The sequence below is a fragment of the Roseateles sp. GW821-FHT02E12 genome (assembly GCF_059421665.1).
Genome location: NZ_JBWKVK010000001.1, coordinates 1,733,729 through 1,756,990 on the forward strand (window position 1 = coordinate 1,733,729; position 23,262 = coordinate 1,756,990).

Annotated in this window: 19 protein-coding genes and 1 riboswitch; of the genes, 8 read left to right on the forward strand and 11 right to left on the reverse strand. The window is 68.6% G+C overall.

The features are described from left to right. Nucleotides 1-209: 209 nt before the first annotated feature. The 3 genes from AC07V5_RS08315 to AC07V5_RS08325 are packed head-to-tail and all read left to right on the forward strand — an operon-like array spanning nucleotide 210 to nucleotide 4,355. On the forward strand, nucleotides 210-1,568 hold the full coding sequence (locus tag AC07V5_RS08315; RefSeq protein ID WP_495115170.1) for a cupin domain-containing protein: 1,359 nt from the start codon (nucleotides 210-212) through the stop codon (nucleotides 1,566-1,568). Next, entirely contained in the window at nucleotides 1,565-3,613 is a 2,049-nt protein-coding gene (locus tag AC07V5_RS08320; RefSeq protein ID WP_495115171.1) for an amino acid adenylation domain-containing protein, read from the forward strand. Before AC07V5_RS08315 ends, AC07V5_RS08320 begins: the two co-directional genes overlap by 4 nt. After that, complete coding sequence (locus AC07V5_RS08325; protein WP_495115172.1) at nucleotides 3,600-4,355, forward strand: YqcI/YcgG family protein; 756 nt, start codon at nucleotides 3,600-3,602, stop codon at nucleotides 4,353-4,355. Before AC07V5_RS08320 ends, AC07V5_RS08325 begins: the two co-directional genes overlap by 14 nt. Nucleotides 4,356-4,371: 16 nt before the next feature. Here AC07V5_RS08325 and AC07V5_RS08330 read toward each other — a convergent pair whose 3' ends face one another. From AC07V5_RS08330 to AC07V5_RS08350, 5 genes are all read right to left on the reverse strand, one after another. Next, on the reverse strand, nucleotides 4,372-4,980 hold the full coding sequence (locus AC07V5_RS08330; RefSeq protein ID WP_495115173.1) for an OmpW/AlkL family protein: 609 nt from the start codon (nucleotides 4,978-4,980) through the stop codon (nucleotides 4,372-4,374). Between the two features lie 181 nt (nucleotides 4,981-5,161). Next, complete coding sequence (metF, locus tag AC07V5_RS08335) at nucleotides 5,162-5,995, reverse strand: methylenetetrahydrofolate reductase [NAD(P)H] (RefSeq protein ID WP_495115174.1); 834 nt, start codon at nucleotides 5,993-5,995, stop codon at nucleotides 5,162-5,164. Next, nucleotides 5,992-6,738 carry a TlyA family RNA methyltransferase gene (locus AC07V5_RS08340; protein WP_495115175.1) on the reverse strand — a complete coding sequence of 249 codons (747 nt, stop codon included), beginning with the start codon at nucleotides 6,736-6,738 and terminating at the stop codon, nucleotides 5,992-5,994. Before AC07V5_RS08340 ends, metF begins: the two co-directional genes overlap by 4 nt. Before the next feature lie 10 nt (nucleotides 6,739-6,748). Then, nucleotides 6,749-8,161, reverse strand: a complete 1,413-nt coding sequence (ahcY, locus tag AC07V5_RS08345) for an adenosylhomocysteinase (RefSeq protein WP_495115176.1) — start codon at nucleotides 8,159-8,161, stop codon at nucleotides 6,749-6,751. 72 nt (nucleotides 8,162-8,233) lie between these two features. Then, nucleotides 8,234-8,309: riboswitch (S-adenosyl-L-homocysteine riboswitch) on the reverse strand. 20 nt (nucleotides 8,310-8,329) lie between these two features. Next, a complete protein-coding gene (locus tag AC07V5_RS08350) occupies nucleotides 8,330-9,229 on the reverse strand; it encodes an AraC family transcriptional regulator (protein ID WP_495115177.1) in 900 nt (299 codons plus the stop codon). Nucleotides 9,230-9,384: 155 nt separating this feature from the next. Between AC07V5_RS08350 and AC07V5_RS08355 the strand changes: the two genes are divergently transcribed. Continuing rightward, entirely contained in the window at nucleotides 9,385-10,386 is a 1,002-nt protein-coding gene (locus AC07V5_RS08355) for an aldo/keto reductase (protein ID WP_495115178.1), read from the forward strand. Here the strand turns inward: AC07V5_RS08355 and AC07V5_RS08360 are convergent. From AC07V5_RS08360 to AC07V5_RS08380, 5 genes are all read right to left on the reverse strand, one after another. Further along, nucleotides 10,383-11,612, reverse strand: a complete 1,230-nt coding sequence (locus AC07V5_RS08360) for an MFS transporter (protein ID WP_495115179.1) — start codon at nucleotides 11,610-11,612, stop codon at nucleotides 10,383-10,385. The genes AC07V5_RS08355 and AC07V5_RS08360 overlap by 4 nt on opposite strands. Then, nucleotides 11,613-13,112, reverse strand: coding sequence for a hypothetical protein (locus AC07V5_RS08365; protein WP_495115180.1), 1,500 nt, complete (start codon nucleotides 13,110-13,112; stop codon nucleotides 11,613-11,615). A 66-nt stretch (nucleotides 13,113-13,178) separates the two neighbouring features. Continuing rightward, on the reverse strand, nucleotides 13,179-13,811 hold the full coding sequence (locus tag AC07V5_RS08370; protein WP_495115181.1) for a DUF2306 domain-containing protein: 633 nt from the start codon (nucleotides 13,809-13,811) through the stop codon (nucleotides 13,179-13,181). A 40-nt stretch (nucleotides 13,812-13,851) separates the two neighbouring features. After that, nucleotides 13,852-14,958, reverse strand: coding sequence for a DNA glycosylase AlkZ-like family protein (locus AC07V5_RS08375; RefSeq protein WP_495115182.1), 1,107 nt, complete (start codon nucleotides 14,956-14,958; stop codon nucleotides 13,852-13,854). Further along, complete coding sequence (locus AC07V5_RS08380) at nucleotides 14,942-16,705, reverse strand: diguanylate cyclase domain-containing protein (RefSeq protein ID WP_495115183.1); 1,764 nt, start codon at nucleotides 16,703-16,705, stop codon at nucleotides 14,942-14,944. Before AC07V5_RS08380 ends, AC07V5_RS08375 begins: the two co-directional genes overlap by 17 nt. Nucleotides 16,706-16,863: 158 nt before the next feature. On the opposite strand from AC07V5_RS08380, the gene yajC reads away from it, so the two are divergent. From yajC to AC07V5_RS08400, 4 genes are all read left to right on the forward strand, one after another. Next, nucleotides 16,864-17,184 (forward strand): preprotein translocase subunit YajC, encoded by a 321-nt coding sequence (yajC, locus tag AC07V5_RS08385; protein WP_495115184.1) that lies wholly within the window; start codon nucleotides 16,864-16,866, stop codon nucleotides 17,182-17,184. 63 nt (nucleotides 17,185-17,247) lie between these two features. After that, a complete protein-coding gene (gene secD, locus AC07V5_RS08390) occupies nucleotides 17,248-19,146 on the forward strand; it encodes a protein translocase subunit SecD (RefSeq protein WP_495115185.1) in 1,899 nt (632 codons plus the stop codon). Nucleotides 19,147-19,158: 12 nt separating this feature from the next. Next, entirely contained in the window at nucleotides 19,159-20,193 is a 1,035-nt protein-coding gene (secF, locus tag AC07V5_RS08395; protein WP_495115186.1) for a protein translocase subunit SecF, read from the forward strand. A gap of 45 nt (nucleotides 20,194-20,238) precedes the next feature. Continuing rightward, nucleotides 20,239-22,689, forward strand: a complete 2,451-nt coding sequence (locus AC07V5_RS08400) for a DUF1631 family protein (RefSeq protein WP_495115187.1) — start codon at nucleotides 20,239-20,241, stop codon at nucleotides 22,687-22,689. 42 nt (nucleotides 22,690-22,731) lie between these two features. On the opposite strand, the gene AC07V5_RS08405 is transcribed toward AC07V5_RS08400, so the two are convergent. Beyond that, the gene (locus tag AC07V5_RS08405) at nucleotides 22,732-23,184 is read right to left on the reverse strand and encodes a Smg family protein (RefSeq protein ID WP_495115188.1); all 453 of its coding nucleotides are present in this window, start codon (nucleotides 23,182-23,184) and stop codon (nucleotides 22,732-22,734) included. Nucleotides 23,185-23,262: the final 78 nt, after the last annotated feature.

Here is a 23,262-nt window from a genome sequence, read left to right on the forward strand (position 1 = left end):
CCGGCCGTGTTAAGCGCTCATTTACATGAGCGGACGCGCCGGCCCCGGGCCCGCGCTGGCCAGCGCCGGGTTTCCTCAGTTCGATGCGCAGCGCTGAAGCGGCGCCCTGCAAATAGGGGGGGCAGCCAAAGGGTGGACCTACTAGGCTTTCTGAGGCCTTCCCGGCCGGCAGAACATCCCGGCCGCGGGTGGCGGCGAAGGAGGCTCCCATGGACGCTATCCCGCCGTCTGCGGTGCCGCGCGAAGCACTGCGCGCCTACCTCGACAACCCGGCCTTCCGCAGCGCCGAGGGCCACGAGTTGATCCTCGACCGGCACCCCTTCCATCGGCCGGTCCGGCCGCAGGATCTGCGCATGCTGCCGTTCGATCCGCCGCTGCAGGCCCAGCGCTGCTTCGAGCTCAGCGCGTTGATGGCGCAGCGCATGCTGACCAACATCCACGAAGCCGATTGCGCGTTTCTCTGCGATGTCGGTTCGCCGCAGCAGGAGATGGATCGCGCAAGCTTCTACGCGGATGAGACCCGCCTTCGCGGTGCCGCCGTGCGCCCGTTCCTGGAGCAGTACGCGTTCGGCTGGCTGGCCGGCGAGGCGGGCGCGGCGCCGGTCGGCGCGCTCATCGAGGCGGCAAGCCAGCGGCTGCGCACCGCCGACGGTACGGCCGGGCTGCTGCGCGATCGCCGCGACCCGGCGCGGGTTGCGCAGATGCTGCTGATCCAGCTGGGTGGGCCGATGTTGTCCAAGGAGTTGGCCTTTGGCCGCCAGCAGGGCGGTGTCGACTGGACCGACCGCCTGGCGTTACTGCGCGCGGCCCTGGCGGCCGCGGCTGCCGCCACCCAGGCCGCAACGCAACCGTTGCTGGCCTGGGCGGGCCTGCCCGCGCGGCCCCATGCCTATTGGCAGTTCTACCTGGGCTCCTGGCTGGCGGTGGCCAATCTGGCCCATGGCCTGGTGCGGCAGCACCAGCAGCCCTGGCGAGTGATCGGTGCCCAGTTGTACGACCGCTTGTGGAGCGAAGCCCTGGGCAGCCGCTTGCGGGAGGCGCTGCCGCAGGCGCTGGGCCGGTCCGGCATGCCCGAGTGGCCGGGCGCCGGCGGCGCTGCGCAGCAGCTGGCCGACCGCGCGCTGACGGCCATGGCGGGCGACGCCGCCGCCGAGGCCGAGCTGCGAGGCGGCTTCGAGGCGATGCGCCAACTCCATGCGCTGGCCGAGCAGGATCTGGCGCTGCAGATCGAATGGTCGGACGACCTGGGCCGGCAACGCCAGCTGGCGGTCGACTATGGCGAGGTGATCGCCGCGGCGCCGTTCCAGGTCGACATGGAAACCTATGTCGAACCGAGCAGCGAGCGCTCGACGACCCATGTGCACGACAGCGACCGCCTGCTGGTCATCGAGTCCGGCGAAATGGACTTCTGGCCCAGCTATGGCCCGGCGCTGCACCTGAGGGCCGGCGACCGGCTCTACGTGCCGCGCCACCGCCTGCATGGCTCGGTGGTCACGTCGGACGAATGCCGCTACCACCAACCGATCATCGATGACCGCGTGGCGGCATTGCTTGCCCGCGCGTCATGACGTCGACCCACGAGGCCGCCTGGTGCCGGTTGCCGCTCGGCCCGGCCGAAAGCTGGGCATGGGCGGTCGCAGCCTGGCTGAGGCTGTGCCGCCGGCGCGTCTGGCAGGGTGAGGTCTGGGTCGCGCTGGATGACCGGCGTGGCGGGCGGCCGCTGCTGGCCTTGCAGATCGGTGCCGACGACGACATGCAGACGCTGTACGAGGCCGTGCTGCGCCGCGAGGCATCCAGCGCCGTTGGCCCTGGCGTGTTCGACTCGGTCGTGCTGCTGCGCGAAGGCGATGCCGGGCCGCTGCCGGCCGACTGCCGCCGCGGTGCGGGCCTGGTGTGCGAGTTCGCCTGTGGCGCCGGTCGCCTGGACGTGAGCCTGCATTTCGACAGCCGCCGCAGCAGCCGCGACGAGGTCGAGCGACTGGGACGCTATTGGGCGCGATTGGCTGCGATGCCGGGGGAGTCGCCCCTGTGCACGACCCTTGAATGGCGGCGCGCCGTGTTCGACTGGAACGACACCGATGCCGACCTGCCTTACGAGCAGACCCTGCACCAGCTGTTCGAGGGACAGGCGCGGCTGACCCCTGCCGCGCCGGCCGTCGTCAGCGACGCTGCCGTGCTCAGCTATGCCGAGCTGGAGCGTCGGGCCGAAGCGCTGGCTGCGCGTTTGCGGGCGTTGGGCGTGCGGCCCGGGGTGCTGGTGCCCGTCATGGCCGAGCGCTCGCTCGCGCTGGTGACGGGCCTGCTGGCGGTGCTGAAGGCGGGCGGTGCCTACGTGCCGCTGGAGCCGAACCTGCCGCCGCTGCAGCAGCAGATGATTCTCGACGACGTCGAGCCGGTGGTGGCTCTGGCACAGGCGCCCTTCGTCGCGGCGTTGGCGGGCCGCGTCCCCGCGGTCGTCGACCTCGACGCCAATGGAGCCGTGCCTGCCGCGGCGGCGCCCGTGGCGGCTTCGCCCACCGACCTGGCCTGCGTCATGTACACCTCGGGCTCCACCGGGCGCCCCAAGGGCACGCTGATCGAGCATCGCTCGCTGGTCAACAACATCCTGTGGCTGCAGAAGCACTGGGCGCTGGCGGCGCACGACCGGCTGCTGCAGAAGACGCCGTTCAGCTTCGACGTGTCGATCAAGGAGTTCTTCTGGCCCCTGGCCTGCGGGGCGGCGCTGGTGCTCGCCGCGCCCGGGCGCCATGTCGACATGGCCTATCTGTGCGGCCTGATCGGCCGCCATGGCGTGACCGTCACGCACTTCGTGCCGTCGCTGCTGCAGCGCTTTCTCGACCTGCCCGAGGCCGCAACCTGCCGCAGCCTGCGGCTGGTCATGTGCGGTGCCGAGGTGCTGAGCCCGCGGCTGGAGCAGCGCTTCTTCGACACGCTCGACGCAACGCTGCTGCATCTCTACGGGCCGACCGAGGCGGCGATCTCCGTGACCGGCTTCGTGTGCGAGCGCGGTGCCACGCCGGGCGCCGCTGTTCCACTGGGTCGGCCGATGGCCAATGTGCAGCTGTACCTGTGCGATGCAGACGGCGCGGTCGTGCCGCCAGGGCTGCCGGGCGAAATCCTGATTGGTGGCGTGGCCGTGGCCCGTGGTTATCTCAAGCAGCCGCAGCTGACGGCTGCGCGGTTCGTGCCAGACCGTTTTCGGCCCGAGCGCGGCGGGCAGCTCTACCGCACCGGCGACCTGGCCCGCTACCGGGAGGACGGCCTGATCGAGTTCCTGGGACGGGCCGACGAGCAATTGAAGATTCGTGGTGTCCGGGTCGAACCGCGCGAGGTCGAGCTGTGGCTGCAGCGCCATCCGGCCGTCGACCGCGCCTTCGTGCTGCCCAGGGCCGACCGCCGAGGCGAGTTGCGCCTGGTGGCCTACCTGGTGCTGGTGCCCGGTGCCGAGGTCGATTGTTCGGCGCTGTACAGCTACTGCGCACAACGTTTGAGCGGCCCCTCGGTGCCGACACTGTTCGTGCCCATCGACAGCCCGCCGTTGTTGCCGCATGGCAAGGTCGACCGGCAGCGGCTGCCCGACCCCGACTGGGAGGCCCAGCATGAAGTCTGTTGATGCCGTGCTCGACTCCACCCTCGCCGCCGTGACGGACCGCGTGATCCTGGGCAGCCAGGCGGGTACGGCGGTCGCGGTGCCGGCCTGGTTTGCAGCCAGCTACCGCAGCTTCATGCAGCGGCTGGCTGACCCGCGCTATCCCTGCTACCTCGGTGCCGCCGCAGCACGCCGCGGCGCGCTTTACTACACCTTCGCCGATGCCGCGACGCGGGCCTTGCTGCCGGCGGGGCTGGACCAGTTCCTGCGCCGGGCCGAGTCGAAGCCGCTCGAACGCCGCAATCTCGCCGTGTTCTTTGCGCCCGACGATCCGGCCTTGACGCATGACGAGTATGGCCAGCGCTTCTGGGCGCTGCTCGAGTTCCTGCATGCCCAGGACACCCGCCCGTGGCCGGCCGATGCCCCAAGCGACCCCGAAGACCCGCGCTGGGAGTTCGCCTTTGGTGGCCACCAGATCTTTTGCTTCTGCGCAGCGCCGAGCTACCGGCGCCGGCGCAGCCGCAACCTGGGGCCGGGGCTGGTTGTGCTGATGCAGCCGCGCCAGGCCTTCTTCGGGCTCGACGCTGGCAGTGACGCCGGCGAGGCCGCCCGCCGGGTGACGCGTGAACGCCTGCAGGCCTGGGACGGTATGGATGCCCACCCCGAGCTGCTGGCCTTCGGCGAGCCGGCCAACCGCGAATGGAAGCAGTACGTGCTGCCCGACGACAACGAGCCGCAGTCGGGGCGCTGCCCCTTCGCTGGCTGACGGCTTGCGCCGTGGTTCAGAAGCGCCAGCCCAGGCCCACGCTGGCCAGCGTCGGGTTGACCTTGAACTTGCCTGCCGACGCGCCGTTGGAATAGACCGTCGTGCCCAGGTTGACCTTCTTCAGGTCGAAGTTCAGATAGGTGCCCTGGGTGATCTCGACGTCAGCGCCCGCCTGCCAGGCCACGCCGAAGCTGTTGTGCTTGATGCTGGGCTTGAGCGCGGCCTGCACGGCGGGGGCGAACTCGACCGACGAGAAGTGGGTGTAGTTCACGCCGGCGCCAACGTAGGGGCGCACGGTGCCGGTCGGGTTGAAGTGGTACTGCAGCGTCAGCGTGGGCGGCAGGTGCTTGAGCGAGCCGATGGCGCTGCCGTTGGAATAGAGGGTCTGCTTCTGCGGATAGGTCAGGATCAGCTCGGCCGCGAGGTTGGGCGCGATGAAGTAGCTGAAGTCGACCTCCGGGAAGGTCTTGTTGTTGATCGACAGACCCAGCCCCGTGCTGTCCTTGTTGGCCGAGTCCAGGCGCAGGGCGCGCACGCGCACCAGCAGCGGGCCTTCGTCGGCCTGGGCCAGCGGGGCGGCCAGCGCGGCAAGGACGGCGACGAGGACGGGAATCTTCTTGAACATGGATGGCTCCTGAGAATGGGGCGGGCCCCGATGGAGTCATTCCACGTCGTGCGTCTTTCGGCGAATTTGATGCAGCGCAACATGGTTGCGCCGCCCTACCCGCGGTGGCGGTGTGGCTTTGTGTTGGGTCAATCTCGCGCGAGATTGCAGGGCATCCGCGCAACGGCGCGGCTGCGGCCGCTCAGCGCCCGAGACCCAGGCGCTTGCAGAGTTCCAGCGTCAACGCGCTCTGGTTGAGCGTGTAGAAGTGGATGCCCGGCGCGCCGCCGTCGATCAGGCGTTCGCACAGGCGGGTGATGACGTCCAGGCCGAAGCCGCGGATGCTGGCGGCGTCGTCCATGAAACCTTCCATCTTCATCTGCACCCAGCGCGGGATGTCGATGCCGTCGCGCTGCGCGAACTGGGCGATGCGGCCGTAGTTGTGGAAGGGCATGATGCCCGGCACGATGGGCTGGGTGACGCCCAGCTTGCGCGCCTCGTCGACGAAGTGGAAATAGGCGTCGGCGTTGAAGAAGAACTGCGTGATCGCGCCGTCGGCGCCGGCGCGCATCTTGTCGGCGAAGTGCTGCATGTCCTTGGCGGCGTAGCGCTGCTGCGGATGCACCTCGGGATAGGCGGCGACCTCGATGTGCCAGTCGGGCCCTTGCGTCTCGCGGATGAAGCTGACCAGCTCCGACGCGTAGCGGAACTCGCCCGCCGTGGCCGTGCCGCTGGGCAGGTCGCCGCGCAGCGCGACGACGCGGTGGATGTTCTGCGCGCGGTAGGTGGCAAGGATCTCGGCGATGTTCTCGCGCGTGGAGCCGACGCAGCTGAGGTGCGGCGCGGCCTCGAAGCCGGCGGCGGCGATGTCCATCACGGCGGACAGCGTCTTGTCGCGTGTGGAGCCGCCGGCGCCGTAGGTGACGCTGAAGTACTGCGGCGACAGCGCGCCCAGTTCCTGCACGACGGTCTTGAGTTTCTCGACGCCGACCGGCGTGTTGGGCGGGAAGAATTCGAACGAAACAGGGGTGCTCATCGGGAGGCCCACAAAAAGAATTCGCGATTGCCATCACCGCCGGTGATGGGGCTGTCGAAATAGTCCAGCACCTTGAGGCCGAGCGCCGTGCAGGCCAGGCGCACGCGGCCTTCCAGGCGGGGGTAATCGGCCTCGTCCTTGACGAGACCGCGCTTGTCCAGCGCCTTCGGGCCCAGCTCGAACTGCGGCTTGATCAGCACCAGCAGGTGGCCGTGCGACTCCAGCCAGGGCAGCAGCTCGGGCAGGCTGCCCACCATGGAGATGAAGCTCAGGTCGCCGACGATGAGCGTGAAGCCGCCCGTCGGCGCATGCGAGCGCAGCCCGGCCAGCTCGCGCACGTGCACGCCTTCCAGCGCCGTCACGCGCGCATCCGCCAGCAGCCGCGGGTGCAGCTGGCTGTGGCCCACGTCGATGCCGACGACATGCCGTGCACCGCGCATCAGCAGGCAGTCGGTGAAGCCGCCGGTGCTCTGGCCGACGTCCAGTACCGTGTGGGTGCGGACGTCGAAGCCGGTGCGTGCCAGCGCCCCCTCCAACTTGAGCCCGCCGCGCGACACATAGCGCAGCTCGGCGTCGTCGGTGACGCGCAGCTGCGCCGTCTCGGGCAGGTCCTCGCCGGCCTTCTTCAGCACGACCCAGCCGGTGGGCGAGGCCCATTCGGCGGCGCCGTTCTGGATCAGGCGCTGCGCGGCCGAGCGCGTGGGCGCCAGGCCTTGGCCTACGAGGATCTGGTCTGCGCGCATCGGCTCTTGATCAGTAGCGATAGGTGTCCGGCTTGTACGGCCCGGCCTTGTTCACGCCGATGTACGCGGCCTGCTCTTCGGTCAGCTCGGTCAGCTGCGCGTTCAGCGTGGTCAGCTGCAGGCGGGCGACCTTTTCGTCCAGGTGCTTGGGCAGCACGTAGACCTGGCCGACGGCGTAGTTGTCCTTGTGCGCGTAGAGCTCGATCTGGGCGATGGTCTGGTTCGCGAACGAGCTGCTCATCACGTAGCTTGGGTGGCCTGTGCCGCAGCCTAGGTTCACGAGGCGGCCCTTGGCCAGCAGGATGATGCGCTTGCCGTCCGGGAAGATGACGTGGTCGACCTGGGGCTTGATCTCTTCCCACTCGTACTTCTCGAGCGACGCGACGTCGATCTCGTTGTCGAAGTGGCCGATGTTGCTGACGATGGCGTTGTTCTTCATCGCGGCCATGTGCTCGTGGCGGATGACGTTCTTGTTGCCGGTCGTCGTCACGAAGATGTCGGCCTTGTCGGCGGCGTATTCCATCGTCACGACGCGGTAGCCTTCCATCGCGGCCTGCAGCGCGCAGATGGGGTCGATCTCGGTCACCCAGACCTGGGCCGACAGCGCACGCAGCGCTTGGGCCGAGCCCTTGCCCACGTCGCCATAGCCGGCCACGACGGCGATCTTGCCGGCCACCATCACGTCGGTCGCGCGCTTGATGCCGTCCACCAGGGATTCACGGCAGCCGTACAGGTTGTCGAACTTGCTCTTCGTGACCGAGTCGTTCACGTTGATGGCGCGGAACAGCAGCGTGCCCTTGGCCGACATTTCCTTCAAGCGGTGCACGCCCGTCGTCGTCTCTTCCGTCACGCCGATGATCTCGGCGCTCTTGCGGGTGTACCAGGTGCCGTCTTCGGCAACCTTCTTCTTGATGGCCGCGAACAGGATGCGCTCTTCCTCGCTGCCGGGGTTGGCCAGCACGGACAGATCCTTCTCGGCCTTCTGGCCCAGGTGCATCAGCAGCGTCGCGTCGCCGCCGTCGTCCAGGATCATGTTCGGGCCTTCGCCCGGCTCGCCCTTGCCGGCGAATTCGAAGATGCGGTGGGTGTAGTCCCAGTAGTCTTCCAGCGTCTCGCCCTTGTAGGCGAACACGGGGGTGCCGACGGCGGCCAGCGCAGCGGCGGCGTGATCCTGCGTCGAGAAGATGTTGCACGAAGCCCAGCGCACTTCGGCGCCCAGGGCTTGCAGCGTCTCGACGAGCACGGCCGTCTGGATGGTCATGTGCAGCGAGCCGGTGACGCGCGCGCCCTTGAGCGGCTGGGTCTCGGCGTGCTCCTTGCGGATGGCCATCAGCGCCGGCATTTCATGCTCGGCGATCTTGATTTCCTTGCGGCCCCAGGCGGCGAGGGACAGGTCTTTGACGAGGTAGTCGGTGGTGCTCATGCGGGCTCCTTCAAGCGAATGAAGCCGCTGGTGCTGTGCCGGGTAGTTCAGGACTCACCCCGGCCAGGGGCCAGCGGGTGAGCGCAGTTGCAGGATGAAGTTCCGAGCCTGGCCTCAATGGTGCTGAGGTTGCAACGCTCCTCGGAAGCCCGCCATTCTATGTGTTGGTCAGGCGGCGGTGGCGCGCAGAAGTGCGACGTCTTCACGCGGCGGCGCACCAAAGAGCCGCCGGTACTCGCGGCTGAACTGCGATGGGCTCTCGTAGCCCACGCGGTGGGCGGCGCTGGCGGCGTCCAGCCCGTCGCCCAGCATCAGCCGGCGCGCCTGCTGCAGCCGCAATGTTTTTTGGAACTGCAAGGGCGACAAGGCTGTGAGCTGCTTGAAGCGCAGGTGCAGCGTCGACGGGCTCATGTGCGCCAGCGCGGCGAGCTCGTCGATGGAGAGCGGCTCGGCAAAGCGGCTCGTCAACTGCTCGATGACGCGGTTGAGCCGGCGCGCCACGCCATCGCCCTGGGCCAGCGCGCGCAGCCGTGGGCCGAGCGGCCCGGTCAGCACGCGGTAGAGGATCTCGCGCTGCAGCAGTGGCGCCAGCGTCTTCAGGTCCTGCGGGCTGTCCAGCAGCTGCAGCAGGCGCAGCGCCGCGTCCAGCAGCGGCGCGGTGACGGGCGCGACCTGCAGGCCGGCGTCGCTCTCGGCGGCTGGTGCGTCGCCGTCCAGCAGCAGCTCAGCCAGGGCTTGGGTCTCGCAGCTCAGCCGCAGGCAGACGTAGGGCTTGTCGGGGCTGGCCTCGACGACGCGACCGCGCGGCAGCGTCGTCACCGGCACGATCAGGCATTGCATCGCGTCGTAGTGCACGACGCGCTCGCCCAGCGTGGCCTGCTTGCGGCCCTGCAGCACCAGCACCAGGCCGGGTTCGTAGATGGCCGGCACCGGCAGCGCGGGGGCGCTGGCGCGGATCAGGCGCAGCCAGGGGAGAGCCGTCTGATGCAGGCCGTCGCCGGGCGTGCGGGCGAGTGCGAGCGCGACGGTGCGTTCACGCAGGGCCTGGAGATCGTCGTCAGTGGACATGCAGGCGATTGTGCAAAGGCTTGCGTCGGCCCGACGCTGCGTGGGGCCTTGAGCCGGAGGATCAGGCAAGCATGCCCGAGCTTTGTGCTGGGCGAGTGCCCCGCCGGTTTCTAAGCTCTCGCCATCCCGTCGATGATCCCTTCAAGGAGCCCACCATGACCCACTCACCCCTGTCTCGCCGCCGCCTCGGCACCCACGGCCCCGACGTCTCGGCCCTCGGCCTGGGCTGCATGGGCATGTCCGATTTCTACGGCCCGGCCGACGACGCGCAATCGCTGGGAGTGCTGCACCACGCGCTGGACATCGGCATCAACTTCCTCGACACGGCCGACATGTACGGCATTGGCGCCAACGAGCGCCTGCTGTCGCCACTGCTGGCCGCGCGCCGCGCCGAGGTCGTCATCGCCACCAAGTTCGGCCATGTGCGTGCGCCGGATGGCGCTGCCGTGCGCATTGACGGCAGCCCAGCCTATGTGCGCGAGGCCTGCGACGCGAGCCTGAAGCGGCTGGGCGTCGACCGCATCGACCTCTACTACCAGCACCGCGTCGACAAGACCGTGCCCATCGAGGAGACGGTCGGCGCGATGGCCGAGCTGGTGAAGGTGGGCAAGGTCAAGCACCTGGGCCTGTCCGAAGCCTCGGCCGCCACCATCCGCCGCGCCCACGCCGTGCACCCTATCGCGGCCGTGCAGACCGAGTATTCGCTGTGGAGCCGCGACGTCGAGGCCGAGGTGCTGCCGACCTGCCGCGAGCTGGGCATCGCGCTGGTGCCCTATAGCCCGCTGGGCCGCGGCTTCCTGACCGGCGCCATCCGCTCGGCCAACCAGCTCGCTGCGGACGACCGCCGCCGCGTGCACCCGCGCTTCCAGGGCGAGAACCTGGACCACAACCTCGCGCTGGCCGACGCACTCGCGGCGCTGGCGGAAGAGTGGAGCTACACGCCCGCCCAGCTCGCACTGGCGTGGCTGCTGGACCAGGGCGAGGACATCGTGCCCATCCCCGGCACGCGCAGCATCACCCGGCTGGACGAGAACGCACAGGCCTCGCACATCCACTTCGACGACGGGCGGCGTGAACGCATCGATGCGTTGCTCGCCCAGCACGCCGTGGCAGGCACGCGCTACCCGGCGGCGCAGATGAGTTCGGTCAACGTCTAAGCGGCGGCGGTCGTGCTGCGGTAGGCCCAGAAACGCGGCAGGCAAAAGCCTGTCGCGATGACGCTCACCAGGCAGATCACGCCGCCGATCCAGATGGCCGGCGCCACGCCCCAGGCGTCCGCCATGAAGCCGGCCCGCGCGTTGCCGACGAGCGGGCCGGTCAGGTAGCTGATCATCTCGATGCCCGCCAGCCGCCCGCGCAGCGTGTTCGGAATCGTCTCGTTCCAGATCGTGCCGCGGAACACGCCGCTGACCATGTCTGCCGCGCCCGCCACGGCGAGGCACACCAGGCCCAGCATCAGGCTGGGCGCAAAGCCCAGGGCCACGATGCCCAGCGCCCAGACCGCCGCCGCGATGACGACGGCGCGGCCATGGCGGCTGACCTTGCCCGTCCAGCCGCTGAACAGGCCGATGAGCAGCGCGCCCACCGACATGGCCGACAGCAGCCAGCCGACCGACTCGGTGCGCCCGTCCGCCGCAGCCATGGCCGGGAACAGCGCGACCGGGAAAGCGAAGGCCATCGCGACGATGTCGACGATGTAGGTGCCCATCAGCGCGGGCCGCGCCCATGCAAAGCGCAGGCCTTCGGCCAGGTCGGCCAGCAGGTGCGGGCGCTCGCCGGGATTGCTGACCGTGCCGATGGCTTCGCGCGGGATGCGGGCGATGAAGAACAGCGCCACGATGAAGCTCGCGAAGTCGAAGATGTAGGCGCCGACCGCGCCCCATTTGGCCAGCAGCAGCCCGGCAAGCGCCGGCCCGGCGACCATGCCCACCGTGCCGCGCACCGACGACAGCGCCGCCACGGCCGCGTACTCCTCGGGTCGAGCGAACTTCTGCGTCAGCGCCTCCAGCGCTGGGCGGTGAAAGCCGCTCGCGCCCTGCAGCACGGCCACCAGCGCGTAGATGGCGAGGACGCTCGGTGCGGCGGCCAGCGCATTCATCAACAGGCCGGCCAGGCAGAGCGCCATCAGCGCCTCGGAACCGATCAGCAGGCGCTTGCGGTCCACCCGATCCGCTACCGCACCGCCCAGCAGGCCGCAGACGACGACGGGGATCAACTGCACCAGCCCCAGCAGGCCGACCTGCGCGTTGGAACGCGTCAGTTCATAGAGCTGCCACGGCACGGCCACGTAGCTGACCATGGTGCCCAGCCCCGAGATGAACTGGCTGGCGAAGAGGCGGCGAAAGGCGGTGTTGCGGCGCAGGGGCCCGATGTCGAGAAACATTCAGTGAGGCCGGGCCTCGAGGCGGGCAAAGCGCGCTTCCAGGTCCCATTGCAGGCGGGCCTTGGTGTGGGTGGACAGAAAGTCGCGGCAGCGCGCGGTCTTGGGCTCGGGCGTGGATCGTTCACCCGCGCAGGCCGCGACGAGACGGCCGCTGCCGGTGTCGGCCAGCAAGGCCTGGCCCTCGACGAAGCCGTAGTGGAGGGCATTGCGCGACAGTTGCTTGAAGTCACGGTAGCTCAGCTTCGGGTAGGTGGCCGCAGCGCGCTGGTACTCGTTCGTCAGGTCGATGCGGAACACGCCTTCGTCGTCGGCCGACAGCGCCGTGGGCACGCCGAACTGGCGGTAGAGCAGCCAAGGGTGCTGATCGCCCTTGAGGTCGTGCACGATGGCGTTGCTGGTCAGGTTGATCTCGACCGCGATGCCGCGCTTGGCCATGTCACGCAGCGTGTCGAACGCGCCCGTTTCCAGCCCGATGGCCTCGCCATGGCCGATGCGGCGCGCGCCGGCTACGTCCAGGGCCTGGCGGATGTGGTCGCGGAAGTCCTCCGGCGGCACCAGGCCGAAGCCGAACTCACCAGCATGCAGGCTCACCGCCACCTCGGGGTAGACCTTGCCCAAGGCGCCGACGACGGCCATCTGCTCACGGTAGTGGCGCAGCGTGCCGGGGTCGTCCTCGGGCGCGACGAGATTCAGCCCGACGTAGCGTGGGTCGGCCTTCACAAGCAGGAAGGCCAGCGCGATCTGCGCGTTGACCTGCTCCGGCGGGAAGGTGCGGATGACCTGGGCCAGGTAGCGCAGCGTGACACCGCAGCCTGGCTCGGCTTCGGCCTGGCCGCAGTGCGCCAGCTCGCGCCAGCGCTTCTCGATGCGGTCCAGCTCGGTGCGCGTGTCGGCCACGACGCGCTGGAGGACCGGATGCCCGGCCCAGTCCTTGGCCGGCTGGTCGGCGCGGAAGGCACCTGGCTCGGCGGCGGCGATGGCACGCGCCTTGTCCATGCCCCAGGACTGCAGCAGCTCCAGGTAGACGGTGTTCTCCGCGCCGCGGCGGTTGGTGGCCTCGCGCAGCATGTCGCCCTCGCGGCCGATCGTGCCGGGGATGAAGCGGCCAAAGGTGTCGAAGACCTGGTCGTGGCCGGACTTCGGCCCGCGCTCGTAGTTGCGCACGGACCAGGCGTCGACGAGCTGGCGGTAGTTCACCGAATCGGCCGCGTAGTCCTTCATGGCCGGGCGCTGCGCGTCGCAGGGCGGGAAGCTGATCTGGCCGGTGGCGGGCGCCACGCATTTGCCGTCCTCGGCGGACCAGCGAATGATGTTCTCGGCATAGATGCTGCCGTCCAGATGGTTGTGCAGGTCGCCGCCCTTGGGGAATTCGGCCATGAACTGGCGCAGCAGCCAGGGGCTCGTGCGCAGTTTCTGGAAGGCAGAGGTGGTGCTGGCTTCGTCGGCATGGGCGAGAGGGCTCAGGGTCAGAGCAAGCAGCAGTGGGGCAAGGCGGCGCATGGCGAGGATTCCGGCGGTGGTCGGGGTGGATGTGATCCTGGGCATGGATGAGCGATGCATTTGGACTTATCGGTTCTTGCGACCGCGGAGCTGGGGCAGCCAGGACAGGAATATTTCGACGGCCAGCAGAGGGACTATCCAGGAGGCCCATTCGCGCGTTGCATCGCGCAAGTCCTCGTTCTTGACATAGAAGAACAGGACGTCCTGGAGGTCGTACATGAGTCTCAGCCATACCAGGACGAGCGCCATGGCGTAGCTGCGAATCATGAACGCGCGATGAGCCACGAAGTTCCTTGCTACCGCCAGGCGCCATGCCGACAGCGTAAAGAACAGCCAGAGCACGCCGGTCAGGGCAATCGACAGGCGCGAGCCTTCATAGGGGCCGGCGACACCCATATAGATGGCTGTCGGCGCCGCGACGATGGCGCAGCACACATACGCCCTGCCAAGCACTCGATGAAGAGCCGGCATGCGGTTGCGGAGCTCGGAGGTCAGCTGCAATGGAGCCACCAGCAACATGGGGACCGCGACGAGGGCATGGACGTAGTACCACGCCGGTGCGATCGGATTGGGCGGCCCCATGCGTCCAGGAGTGCCAAAGCGATAGTTCACCGCCCTGTAAAAGTAGTACAGGCTGAGCAGAAAGAGGATCAGCAGGAACAGGTGTTGCCAACTCTTGCGCTGGTTGTCTGTTTGCACGGGAGCCTCCTCGATCAGACGGTGGGTGGAGTCTCTTGCCTCAACCCGCTTCCACGCCCAGGAACGTCGCGAGCCTCTCCCGCTCCTCCTCCAGCGCCGCCTTGAAACCGGCATCGCGCGGCGCCTTGCCGGCCACATAGCCGCAGTCCACCTTCAGCCGCCCACTCTTCACGCCCGCATTGGCCCAGCCAATGACCTGGTCGCGCCACAGCAAGGGCAGCGCGTAATGGCCGCGTACCCGCTTGGCCGCCGGCGTGTAGGCCTCGAAGCGATAGGCCCAGCCCCACAGCAGCTCGAAGCGGCGGCGATCCCAGACGACGGGGTCGAAGGGCGCCAGCAGCCGCACCTGGCTCGGAATGCGCCAGCCGCGCGTCGGGTCTTCGTCGGCGGGCCAGTACCAGTCGACACCGTCGACCTTGGCATGGGCCAGCCTCTCCTTGGCGCGGGCGAAGGTGGGTTTGCGCAGCTCATGCCATTGGTGGGAGGCATTGAACAGCATGCTGATCAAGGTGGACAGGCTGCCGGCCGGCAGCGGCGCGTATTTGCGCACCAGCACATCGGCCATCGCGTCCATCGCGGTCTGCGGGTCGGGGTGGGCTTCCCAGGTCGGCCCCAGGCGGTAGACCCGCGTGCCGCTGTCACGCCGCACGACGTCGAGGTGGCCTCGGTAGTGCAGGCCGTCCAGCAACTCGGTGGAGAGCCGGCTGTTACCGCCGAACCAGTTCTTCACCGGGCCGTGACCCAGCGCCGCGTCGACGTCGGCCGGGTGGGCCTCGCCCAGGCGCTCGACCTCGGCCAGCACGGCGTTGGCCAGCTTCCAGCGCGGCTTGTCCCAGACGCGGCGCGTGGTGCGTGGGTGCATCAGCGCGCGCAGCTCGGGCGTGACGAAGCCGTAGTTGATGAAGAAGTCTTCCTGCAGCGGCAGGCGCGGGTAGCGGCGCTCCAGGTCGCCGGCCTGGTAGCCCTTGACGCGGTGGCGCAGCGTCAGGTCCTGCGCCCTGGCCGGGGCGCGCAGCGGGTCGGCCTGCACGAAGCCGCCGAGCTTCTCGACGGCCTTCAGCAGGGTGGTCGGGGTGAACAGGCTGCGCGCCACCGCGTGGCGGCGCAGCGCCGAGAGGTCAATGCCGGAGTCAGGGCTTGGAGGCATCGGTGGGTAGGGTCTGCTGCCTGCGGGCGTACATGTCGGCGTCGGCATGCCGCAGCAGGCCTTCGGTGTCCTGGCCGTCGTCGGGGTAGAGGGCGATGCCGAAGCTGGTGCCAACGACGAAATCGGCAGGCGCGATGCCGGCCAGCGCTTCTGGCGGCGCGCGCAGGGCGGCTTCGAGGTGGTCGCGCGCGGCCTCGGCATCGGCTCGGTTCTCAACCGAGTCCAGCAGCAGCACGAACTCGTCGCCGGCGTAGCGGGCCACGATGTCGCCGATGCGTACGCTGGCGCGCAGGCGCTGCCCCGTCTCCTTGAGCACCGCGTCGCCGATGCCGTGGCCGAAGCGCTTGTTGATCTCCTTGATGCGCGCCAGGTCGACGAACATGACGGCGAAGGGCCAGCGGTCGCCGCGGCGGCGCTGCTGCAGGATGCGGTCCTCGATGCGGCGCAGGATGGCGCCGCGGTTGGACAGGCCCGTCAGCTGGTCGGTCAGCAGGCGCCGCTGCATGTCGGCAAAGCTGCGCGCCAGCTCGCCGAGCTCGTCGGTGCGGTGCACCTCGGGGGGCTCGTCCAGCACGCCGTCGCCGACGCGGCGGGCCGCCTCGGCCAGCTCGCGCAGTTCGCGCGTGACGACGCCGAGCACGGCCCAGCCCAGGCCCAGCGCGACGATGACGCCCAGGCCGGCCAGCATGGCGGCCTGCACGAAGTTGCGCTGCACGCCGGCGAGGAAATCGGCCCGCGGCACGGCGACGATGATGAGCCAGTTCAGTCCCAGCGCCGGGTCGACGCGGGCATAGCCGAGCTGCACGACGCGGCCCTCGGCATCGCTGAAGCTGTCGGTGCGCGGCGCCGTGCCCAGGGACTCGGGGCCGGAGGTCGTGCGCTGGCGCACCGCGTCGAAGGCGGCCGCCACGAGCGCGTCGGGGCTCTCGGCGGCGTTCAGCCGCTCGTGCTGGCCGACAGTCCGCGTCTTCATGTGCGCACCGCGCGACACGCCAATGAGTTGACCATCGGCCTCCACCACCATGGCAACGGCGTTCTCGGTCAAGGCCAGGCGCTGCAGCAGCGCGTTGACCTGCTTGAGCGGCAAGTCGGTCGCCGCCACGCCCTCGGGTTCGCCAACGTCGTTGCCGACGCGCTTGGTGCGCGTCACGACGAGGTCCAGCGTCTTGAAGTCGATGTAGACCGGCGTCCAGCTCAGGGGCGCCGGGTTGGACAGTGCGGCCTGGTACCAGGGGCGCTCGCGCGGCTCGAAGACCTTGTCCTCGATGACCGGCGCCCGCAGGTCGCCGGTGATGCCGCTGAGCCGGTAGAGGGTGCGCGGCCCGACGCCCTCGGTGCGCGTGCGCAGTTCGGCTTCCAGTTCAGAGAAGCGCCACAGGCCGAGGAAATGGCCGTGGCGGTCGCCGTAGTAAACGTAGTTGTTCGGGTCGCGATGCACCGAGGTGGCCAGCCAGAAGCGGGTGCGCAGCGTGGCCAGCTCGCGGCTGACGCTGTCGGGGGCCGGCAGGCCGGTGGGGAAGGCGGCTTCCAGCACCGCGTCTGCGCCGCCGACGTGGCGCTCCAGGGACACCGCAAGGCGGCTCACCGCCTCCACGAGCAGCTGGCCGGACAAGGTGCCCACCGTGTCGCGCCCGGCGCGCCAGGATAGGGTGCCCATCAGCAGCACCAGGGCCAGCACCAACACGACGTAGGGCAGCGTCAGCAGTCGGCGCAGGCTCAGTCGGTCGGTCAGGGTCCTGATCGGCAAGGGGGGGCTCCGCGGCAGTTCGATGGCGGCGCAGATTAGCAGGACGCGGCGCCCTCTGAGCACCCCTTGCAGGGCCGGCGCAGGCCATTCAGGCGGCCGCACTAGAATTCAAGGTTGTCCTGCGGTTTGTCGCGGCCCTTCCCACCTAGGAATTCAACGTGTTCATCTCCAACGCCTACGCCCAGGCCGCCCCGGCTGCCAGTCCCGAGAACGGCCTCCTCGGCATGCTGCCCCTGGTGCTGATGTTCGTGGTGCTCTATTTCGTCATGATCCGGCCGCAGATGAAGCGCCAGAAGGAGCACAAGGCCATGATCGAAGCGGTGCAGAAGGGCGACGAGGTCGTCACCGCCGGCGGCATCATCGGCAAGGTTGCCAAGCTGGGCGACAACTTCATCCACCTCGAAGTCGCCAATGGCGTCGAGCTGCAGATCCAGCGCAGCGCCGTCACCCAGGTTCTCCCTAAGGGCAGCTTGAAGTAAGCCGGCGTGGCGCCACCTCCCGGGGCGCTGACCACGCCGCTCAGGCGCTGACAAGGAAGTCTCATGAACCGCTATCCGCTCTGGAAGTACGCGATCCTGCTCGTCGCGCTGCTGATCGGCACTCTCTACACCCTGCCCAACCTGTTCGGCGAAGCGCCGGCGGTGCAGGTGTCGAGTGCCAAGGTGACCGTCAAGGTCGACACCGCGATGACCACCCGCATCGAGGCCGTGCTGAAGGAAGCCGGCGTCCAGGCGGACTTCGTGCAGTTCGACGGCAACTCGGTCAAGGCGCGCTTTGGCGACACCGACACGCAGCTCAAGGCCAAGGACGCGATCAGCAAGGCGCTGAACCCCGATCCGGCCGAGCCGACCTACATCGTGGCGCTGAACCTGCTGTCGCGTTCGCCGCAGTGGCTGACCAGCCTGCACGCCAACCCGATGTACCTGGGCCTGGACCTGCGCGGCGGCGTGCACTTCCTGATGCAGGTGGACATGAAGGCGGCGCTGACGAAGAAGGCCGAGGCGCTGACCGGCGATTCGCGCACCATGCTGCGCGACAAGAACATCCGCCATGCCGGCATCAGCCGCGACGGCAACACGGTCGTCATCGCCTTCCGTGACGCCGAACAGCGCACCGCCGCGTTCAACCTGCTGAGCAACCAGCTGCCTGATGTCATCTGGACGCCGCAGGGCGAGGGCAGCGAGCTGAGCCTGACCGGCAACCTGAATCCCAAGGCCCAGGTGGCCGTGCAGGACGCCGCGCTCAAGCAGAACATCACGACGCTGCACAACCGCGTCAACGAGCTGGGCGTGGCCGAGCCGGTCATCCAGCAGCAGGGCCTGGACCGCGTTGTCGTGCAGCTGCCTGGCGTGCAGGACACCGCCAAGGCCAAGGACATCATCGGCCGCACCGCCACGCTGGAACTGCGGATGGTGGACGACGGCGCCGAGTCGCTGGAAGCGCTGAAGGGCAATGGCCCCGTGCCCTTCGGCACCGAGCGCTTCATCGACCGCGGCTTCGGCCCCATCATCGTCAAGCGCACGGTCGTGCTGACGGGCGACGCCCTCGTCGACGCTCAGCCGGGCTTCGACGAAAACCACTCGCCCTCCGTGGACCTGACGCTGGACGCCAAGGGCGCCCGCATCATGAAGGACCTGTCGCGCGAGAACGTCGGCAAGCGCATGGCCATCATCCTGTTCGAGAAGGGCAAGGGCGAGGTTGTCACGGCGCCGGTCATCCGCAGCGAACTCAGCGGTGGCCGCATCAAGATCTCGGGCGCGATGACGACGCAGGAAGCCAGCGACACGGCCCTGCTGCTGCGCGCCGGCTCGCTGGCCGCGCCGATGGAAATCATCGAAGAGAAGACCATCGGCCCCAGCCTGGGCAAGGAAAACATCGAGAAGGGCATTGCCAGCGTCACCTGGGGCTTTGCCGCGGTGGCCGCCTTCATGTGCGTGTACTACCTGCTGTTCGGCGTGTTCTCGTCGCTGGCGCTGGGCTTCAATCTGCTGCTGCTGATTGCGGCGCTGTCGATGATGCAGGCGACGCTCTCGCTGCCGGGTATCGCCGCCATCGCGCTGGTGCTGGGCATGGCCATCGACTCCAACGTGCTGATCAACGAGCGCGTGCGCGAGGAATTGCGCGGCGGCGAATCGCCCCAGCAGGCCATCCGCCTCGGCTACGAGCGCGCCTGGGCCACCATCCTGGACTCCAACGTGACAACGTTGATCGCCGGCGTCTCGCTGCTGGTGTTCGGCTCCGGCCCCATCAAGGGCTTTGCCGTCGTGCACTGCCTGGGCATCCTGACCTCGATGTTCTCGTCCGTCGTGTTCTCGCGCGGCCTTGTGAACCTCTGGTACGGCCGCCAGAAGAAGCTCAAGAGCGTGTCGATCGGGCAGATCTGGAAGCCAGAAGCTGACAAGCCCGAAGCCGAAACCACCGACGTGGCCGCCAAGGCTTAAAGAGAAGACGACATGGAACTCTTTCGCATCAAGCGCGACCTGCCGCTGATGAAGCACGCGTTGATCTTCAACGCGATCTCCTTCATCACCTTCGCAGCCGCCGTGTTCTTCCTGGTCACGCGTGGCCTGCATTTCTCCATCGAGTTCACCGGCGGCACCGTCATCGAGGTGGCCTACCCGCAGGCGGCCGAGATCGAGAAGACCCGCCTCACCGTCGAACACATGGGCTTCGGCGAAGTCCAGGTGCAAAACTTCGGTTCCTCGCGCGACGTGATGATTCGCCTGCCTGTGCGCGGCGACATCAAGCAGACCGAGCTGGTCGGCAAGGTCTTCACCGAGCTGTGCACCGCCGAGAGCGGCACGATCAGCCAGATCCAGCAGGTCACGCCTCAGGGCGAGCAGGTCAGCAAGCAGATCTGCAAGAAGGCCGATGGCGCCGAACCGATCAAGCTGTCGCGCTCCGAGGTCGTCGGCCCGGCCGTCGGCGCCGAGCTGGCCCAGGACGCCGCCAAGGCACTGGCCGCGACGGTGGTCGGCATCATGATCTACCTGGCCATCCGGTTTGAGTGGAAGTTCGCGCTGGCCGGCATCATCGCCAACCTGCACGACGTAGTCATCATCCTGGGCTTCTTCGCCTTCTTCCAGTGGGAGTTTTCGCTGGCGGTGCTGGCGGCCATCCTGGCGGTGCTGGGCTACTCGGTCAACGAGTCCGTGGTCATCTTCGACCGGGTGCGCGAGGCCTTCCGCAGGTTCCGCAAGATGAACACCCACGAGGTGATCGACCACGCGATCACGTCGACGATGAGCCGCACCATCATCACCCACGGCTGCACGCAGTTGATGGTGGTGTCCATGCTGCTGTTCGGTGGCCCGACGCTGCACTACTTCGCCGTCGCGCTGACCATCGGCATCTTGTTCGGCATCTACTCGTCGGTGTTCGTCGCCGCGGCCATCGCGATGTGGCTGGGCGTCAAGCGCGAAGACCTGATCAAGACCGCCGTGAATCGTGACGACCCCAACGACCCGAATTCCGGGGCCGTCGTGTAGAGTGAAGCGAAGCCCGCAACCACGCCGAGTCGCCCCCCACGCTCCATGACCGCTGCCCGCAACCAGGCCCTGGCCACGCAGGCACGGCGCGTCTACCTCGAAGCCCTGGTGCGGGGTATGACGCCCTTGGTTGCCGCGGTGGGCCAGGGGGCCGGCAACCTGCTGGTTCAGGGCGCGCCGCATGCGGTCATGATGGCGCGGCGCGACGCGGTGCAGGCCTGGCAGAAGTCCGGCCCCAACTGGCAGATGGCCGTCGTCGCGGCACTGCGCCATGCGGCCATGCACGGGGTCTCCGACAACGCCCGCGAGCACGAGGCGACGGTTCCGGCCCAGTCGGTCAAGATGAGTCTGGTGGACGACTCGACCATCGAGCGCGAGATCACCAGCTCCCGCCTGGCCTTGGTCATGATGGACCGGGCCACCTGGGAATTCACCGACCTGCGCACCCGCATGCAGGCGCTTGAAGCTCATGAGGACCTGGCGCCGCTGGACCTGCTGCGTGCCCACGTCATCGCCCGCATCGCGCTCGATGCCTGGGGCCGTGTCAGCCTTGACGCCACCGTCTGGCAGCTGCTGCACCACGAGCTGCACGAGGAGTTCGCCCAGCTCATCAGCGAGGCTTATCACGAGACCAACCGCTGGTTGATCGCCCAGAAGGTGCTGCCCGAGGTCGACCTGCGGCCCTTCATCCGCCGTACCGCCCAGGCCGCGGTGGCGGCGACAGCCGCCGCCAGCGGCGTGCCGCCAGCACCGGCGCAGCCGCCTGTCAGCTCCGGCCCCGTGCCCATGGCCGCGGGCTCCGCAGCCGGCACCGCGCCAGTACGCAGCAGGCCCAGCAGCCAGGCCGACGAGGTGATGGCCCAGCTGCAGCGCGTGCTGGCCCGCCATGTGCCGGGCTTTCCGGTCACCAAGAGCCAGGTGCCTGCCCGCCCGGGCGGCGGCAAGCCCAGCCTGGCTGATTTAACGCCGGGTCAGTCCGGCGGTGCTGGTCAAGTGGCGGCCGAGGCGCCTGCGGCGGGTGGCGCCAAGCCCTCGCTGGCTGACGCTCCCCAGATCGCCGCTTCACCACGCTTGATGGGGGCCATCAAGCATGCCCAGGAGTCTTTGCAGCGCCGCCCGGGCGGCAGCGCCGAGACCAGCGGCAGCGGCCCAGGCGCGAGCGCACCGCGGGCGCTGGAGGAGATTGGCGCGCGCAACCAGGCCTTCAAGCAGGTCCTGAAGCAGGCGGCCAACAACCCGGCCGAGCGCGCGACTATCGAGATCGTCGCGATGATGTTCCAGAGCATCCTGACCGAGGAGCGCATCCCGGCCACGGTGCGCGTCTGGTTCGCGCGCCTGCAGATGCCGGTGCTGCGCGTGGCCGTCAGCGAGCCCGACTTCTTCGCCGCCGCCGACCACCCGGCGCGCCGCCTCATCGACCGCATGGGCGCCTGCGTGATGGGTTTCAACACGGCCCACAACAGCGGCCCCGGTGCCGAGCGCGCCAGCAGCGATGCGCTGGAGCGCGAGATCAAGCGTGTCGTGCAGGTCGTCGAGGCCTATCCGGATACCGGCCGGCGAGTCTTTTCGACCGTGCTGACCGAGTTCGAGAAATTCCTCGACCACTACTTCGAGAACGAGAACCAGGCCTCCAAGCGGGGCGTCTCGCTGGCGCAGCAGGTCGAGCAGCGCGAGACGCTGGCCATCCAGTACACCATCGAGCTGCGCAAGATGCTGTCCGAGGTGCCGGTGCAGGACGGTGTGCGCGACTTCCTCTTTCACGTCTGGGCGGACGTGCTGGCCGTCACGGCGGTGCGCGTGGGTGCCCAGTCCGACGTGACCAAGGCCATGAAGCGCGCCGCTGCTGACCTGATCTGGTCGGCCAGCTCCAAGGCCTCGCGTGAGGAACGTGCCGACGTCATCCGCCGCCTGCCGCCGCTGCTCAAGACGCTGCGCGACGGCATGAGCCATGCCGGCCTGGCCGCCGACAAGCAGGATGACCACGTGCGCTTGCTGAACAACGCGCTGGCTGCGGCCTTCACGGCCAAGACGGCGGCCATCCCGCGCGAGCGCCTGGACGAACTGATGGACCAGCTCGAAACGCTGGAAGCCATGCTGCCCGAGGACATAGAGGGTGGCGACAGCCATGTCGACGAGATGCTGGTGCGCGACCTGTCCGGCCACGAGTCCGAGGGCATGGAGGTCGTGGCCGAAGGCGGTTCAGCGCCGACGCCGGCCATGGTCGCCTGGGCGCGCGAGCTGCAGGTGGGCGGCTGGTTCATGCTGGACTACCGCGGCCGCAACGAGCAGGTGCAGCTGGCCTGGCGCGGCCTGCGCAAGCAGCTGGCGCTGTTCGTCACGCCCAAGGGCCGTGGCGTGCTGTTCTCGCTGAACCGCATGGCCGCCTTCCTGCAGGCTGGCCTGCTGCTGCCGGCCCAGGACGAGGCCCTGACCGTGCAGGCCACGCGCAAGGCGCTGGCCAAGCTGGATGCCGATCCGGAGCAGCTGCTCAAGTGAAAACGGCGCCTCAGGCGCCGTTTTTCTTTTAGGACCGATGGGTCAGTGAATCAACCGGTCTTCCGGCGCGACGAAAAGTTCGTCCAGGATCAGCGCATCGGGCTCCTCGCCCAGGCTCCAGAACACCATCAGCACGATGATCTTCAGGTCTTCCAGGTCCATGGGGGCGCCGGGAATGGCCATGGCGCGGTCGATGACCATCTCGCGCATCGGCCCGGGCAGCACGCCAGCGGATTCCAGGAAGCTGACGAAGCCGACGGAGGCTTCGCCCAGGTGTTCGATCTCGGCGGGCGAATACACCCGCATCGCGTCCGCGCTCTGCTCGCCCTGGTAGGACTCGCCAGCCACGGCCAGACCGTCGAGCCAGGACAGCGCCTCCTGGATCTCGTCGTTTTCGAAGCCCACCGCCGTCAGCTTGCGGGCAAGCTGCACATGGTCGGGGCAGGCGTCCGGGCGCCAATAGGTCTCGTAGAGATAAACCAGGACATCGAACATTGTGAGGGGATGATAGCCCAGGGTCTGGCGGCCACCGGACGCGAATAACCCCTCGGATCGGGCTCTGATATCCGCGGT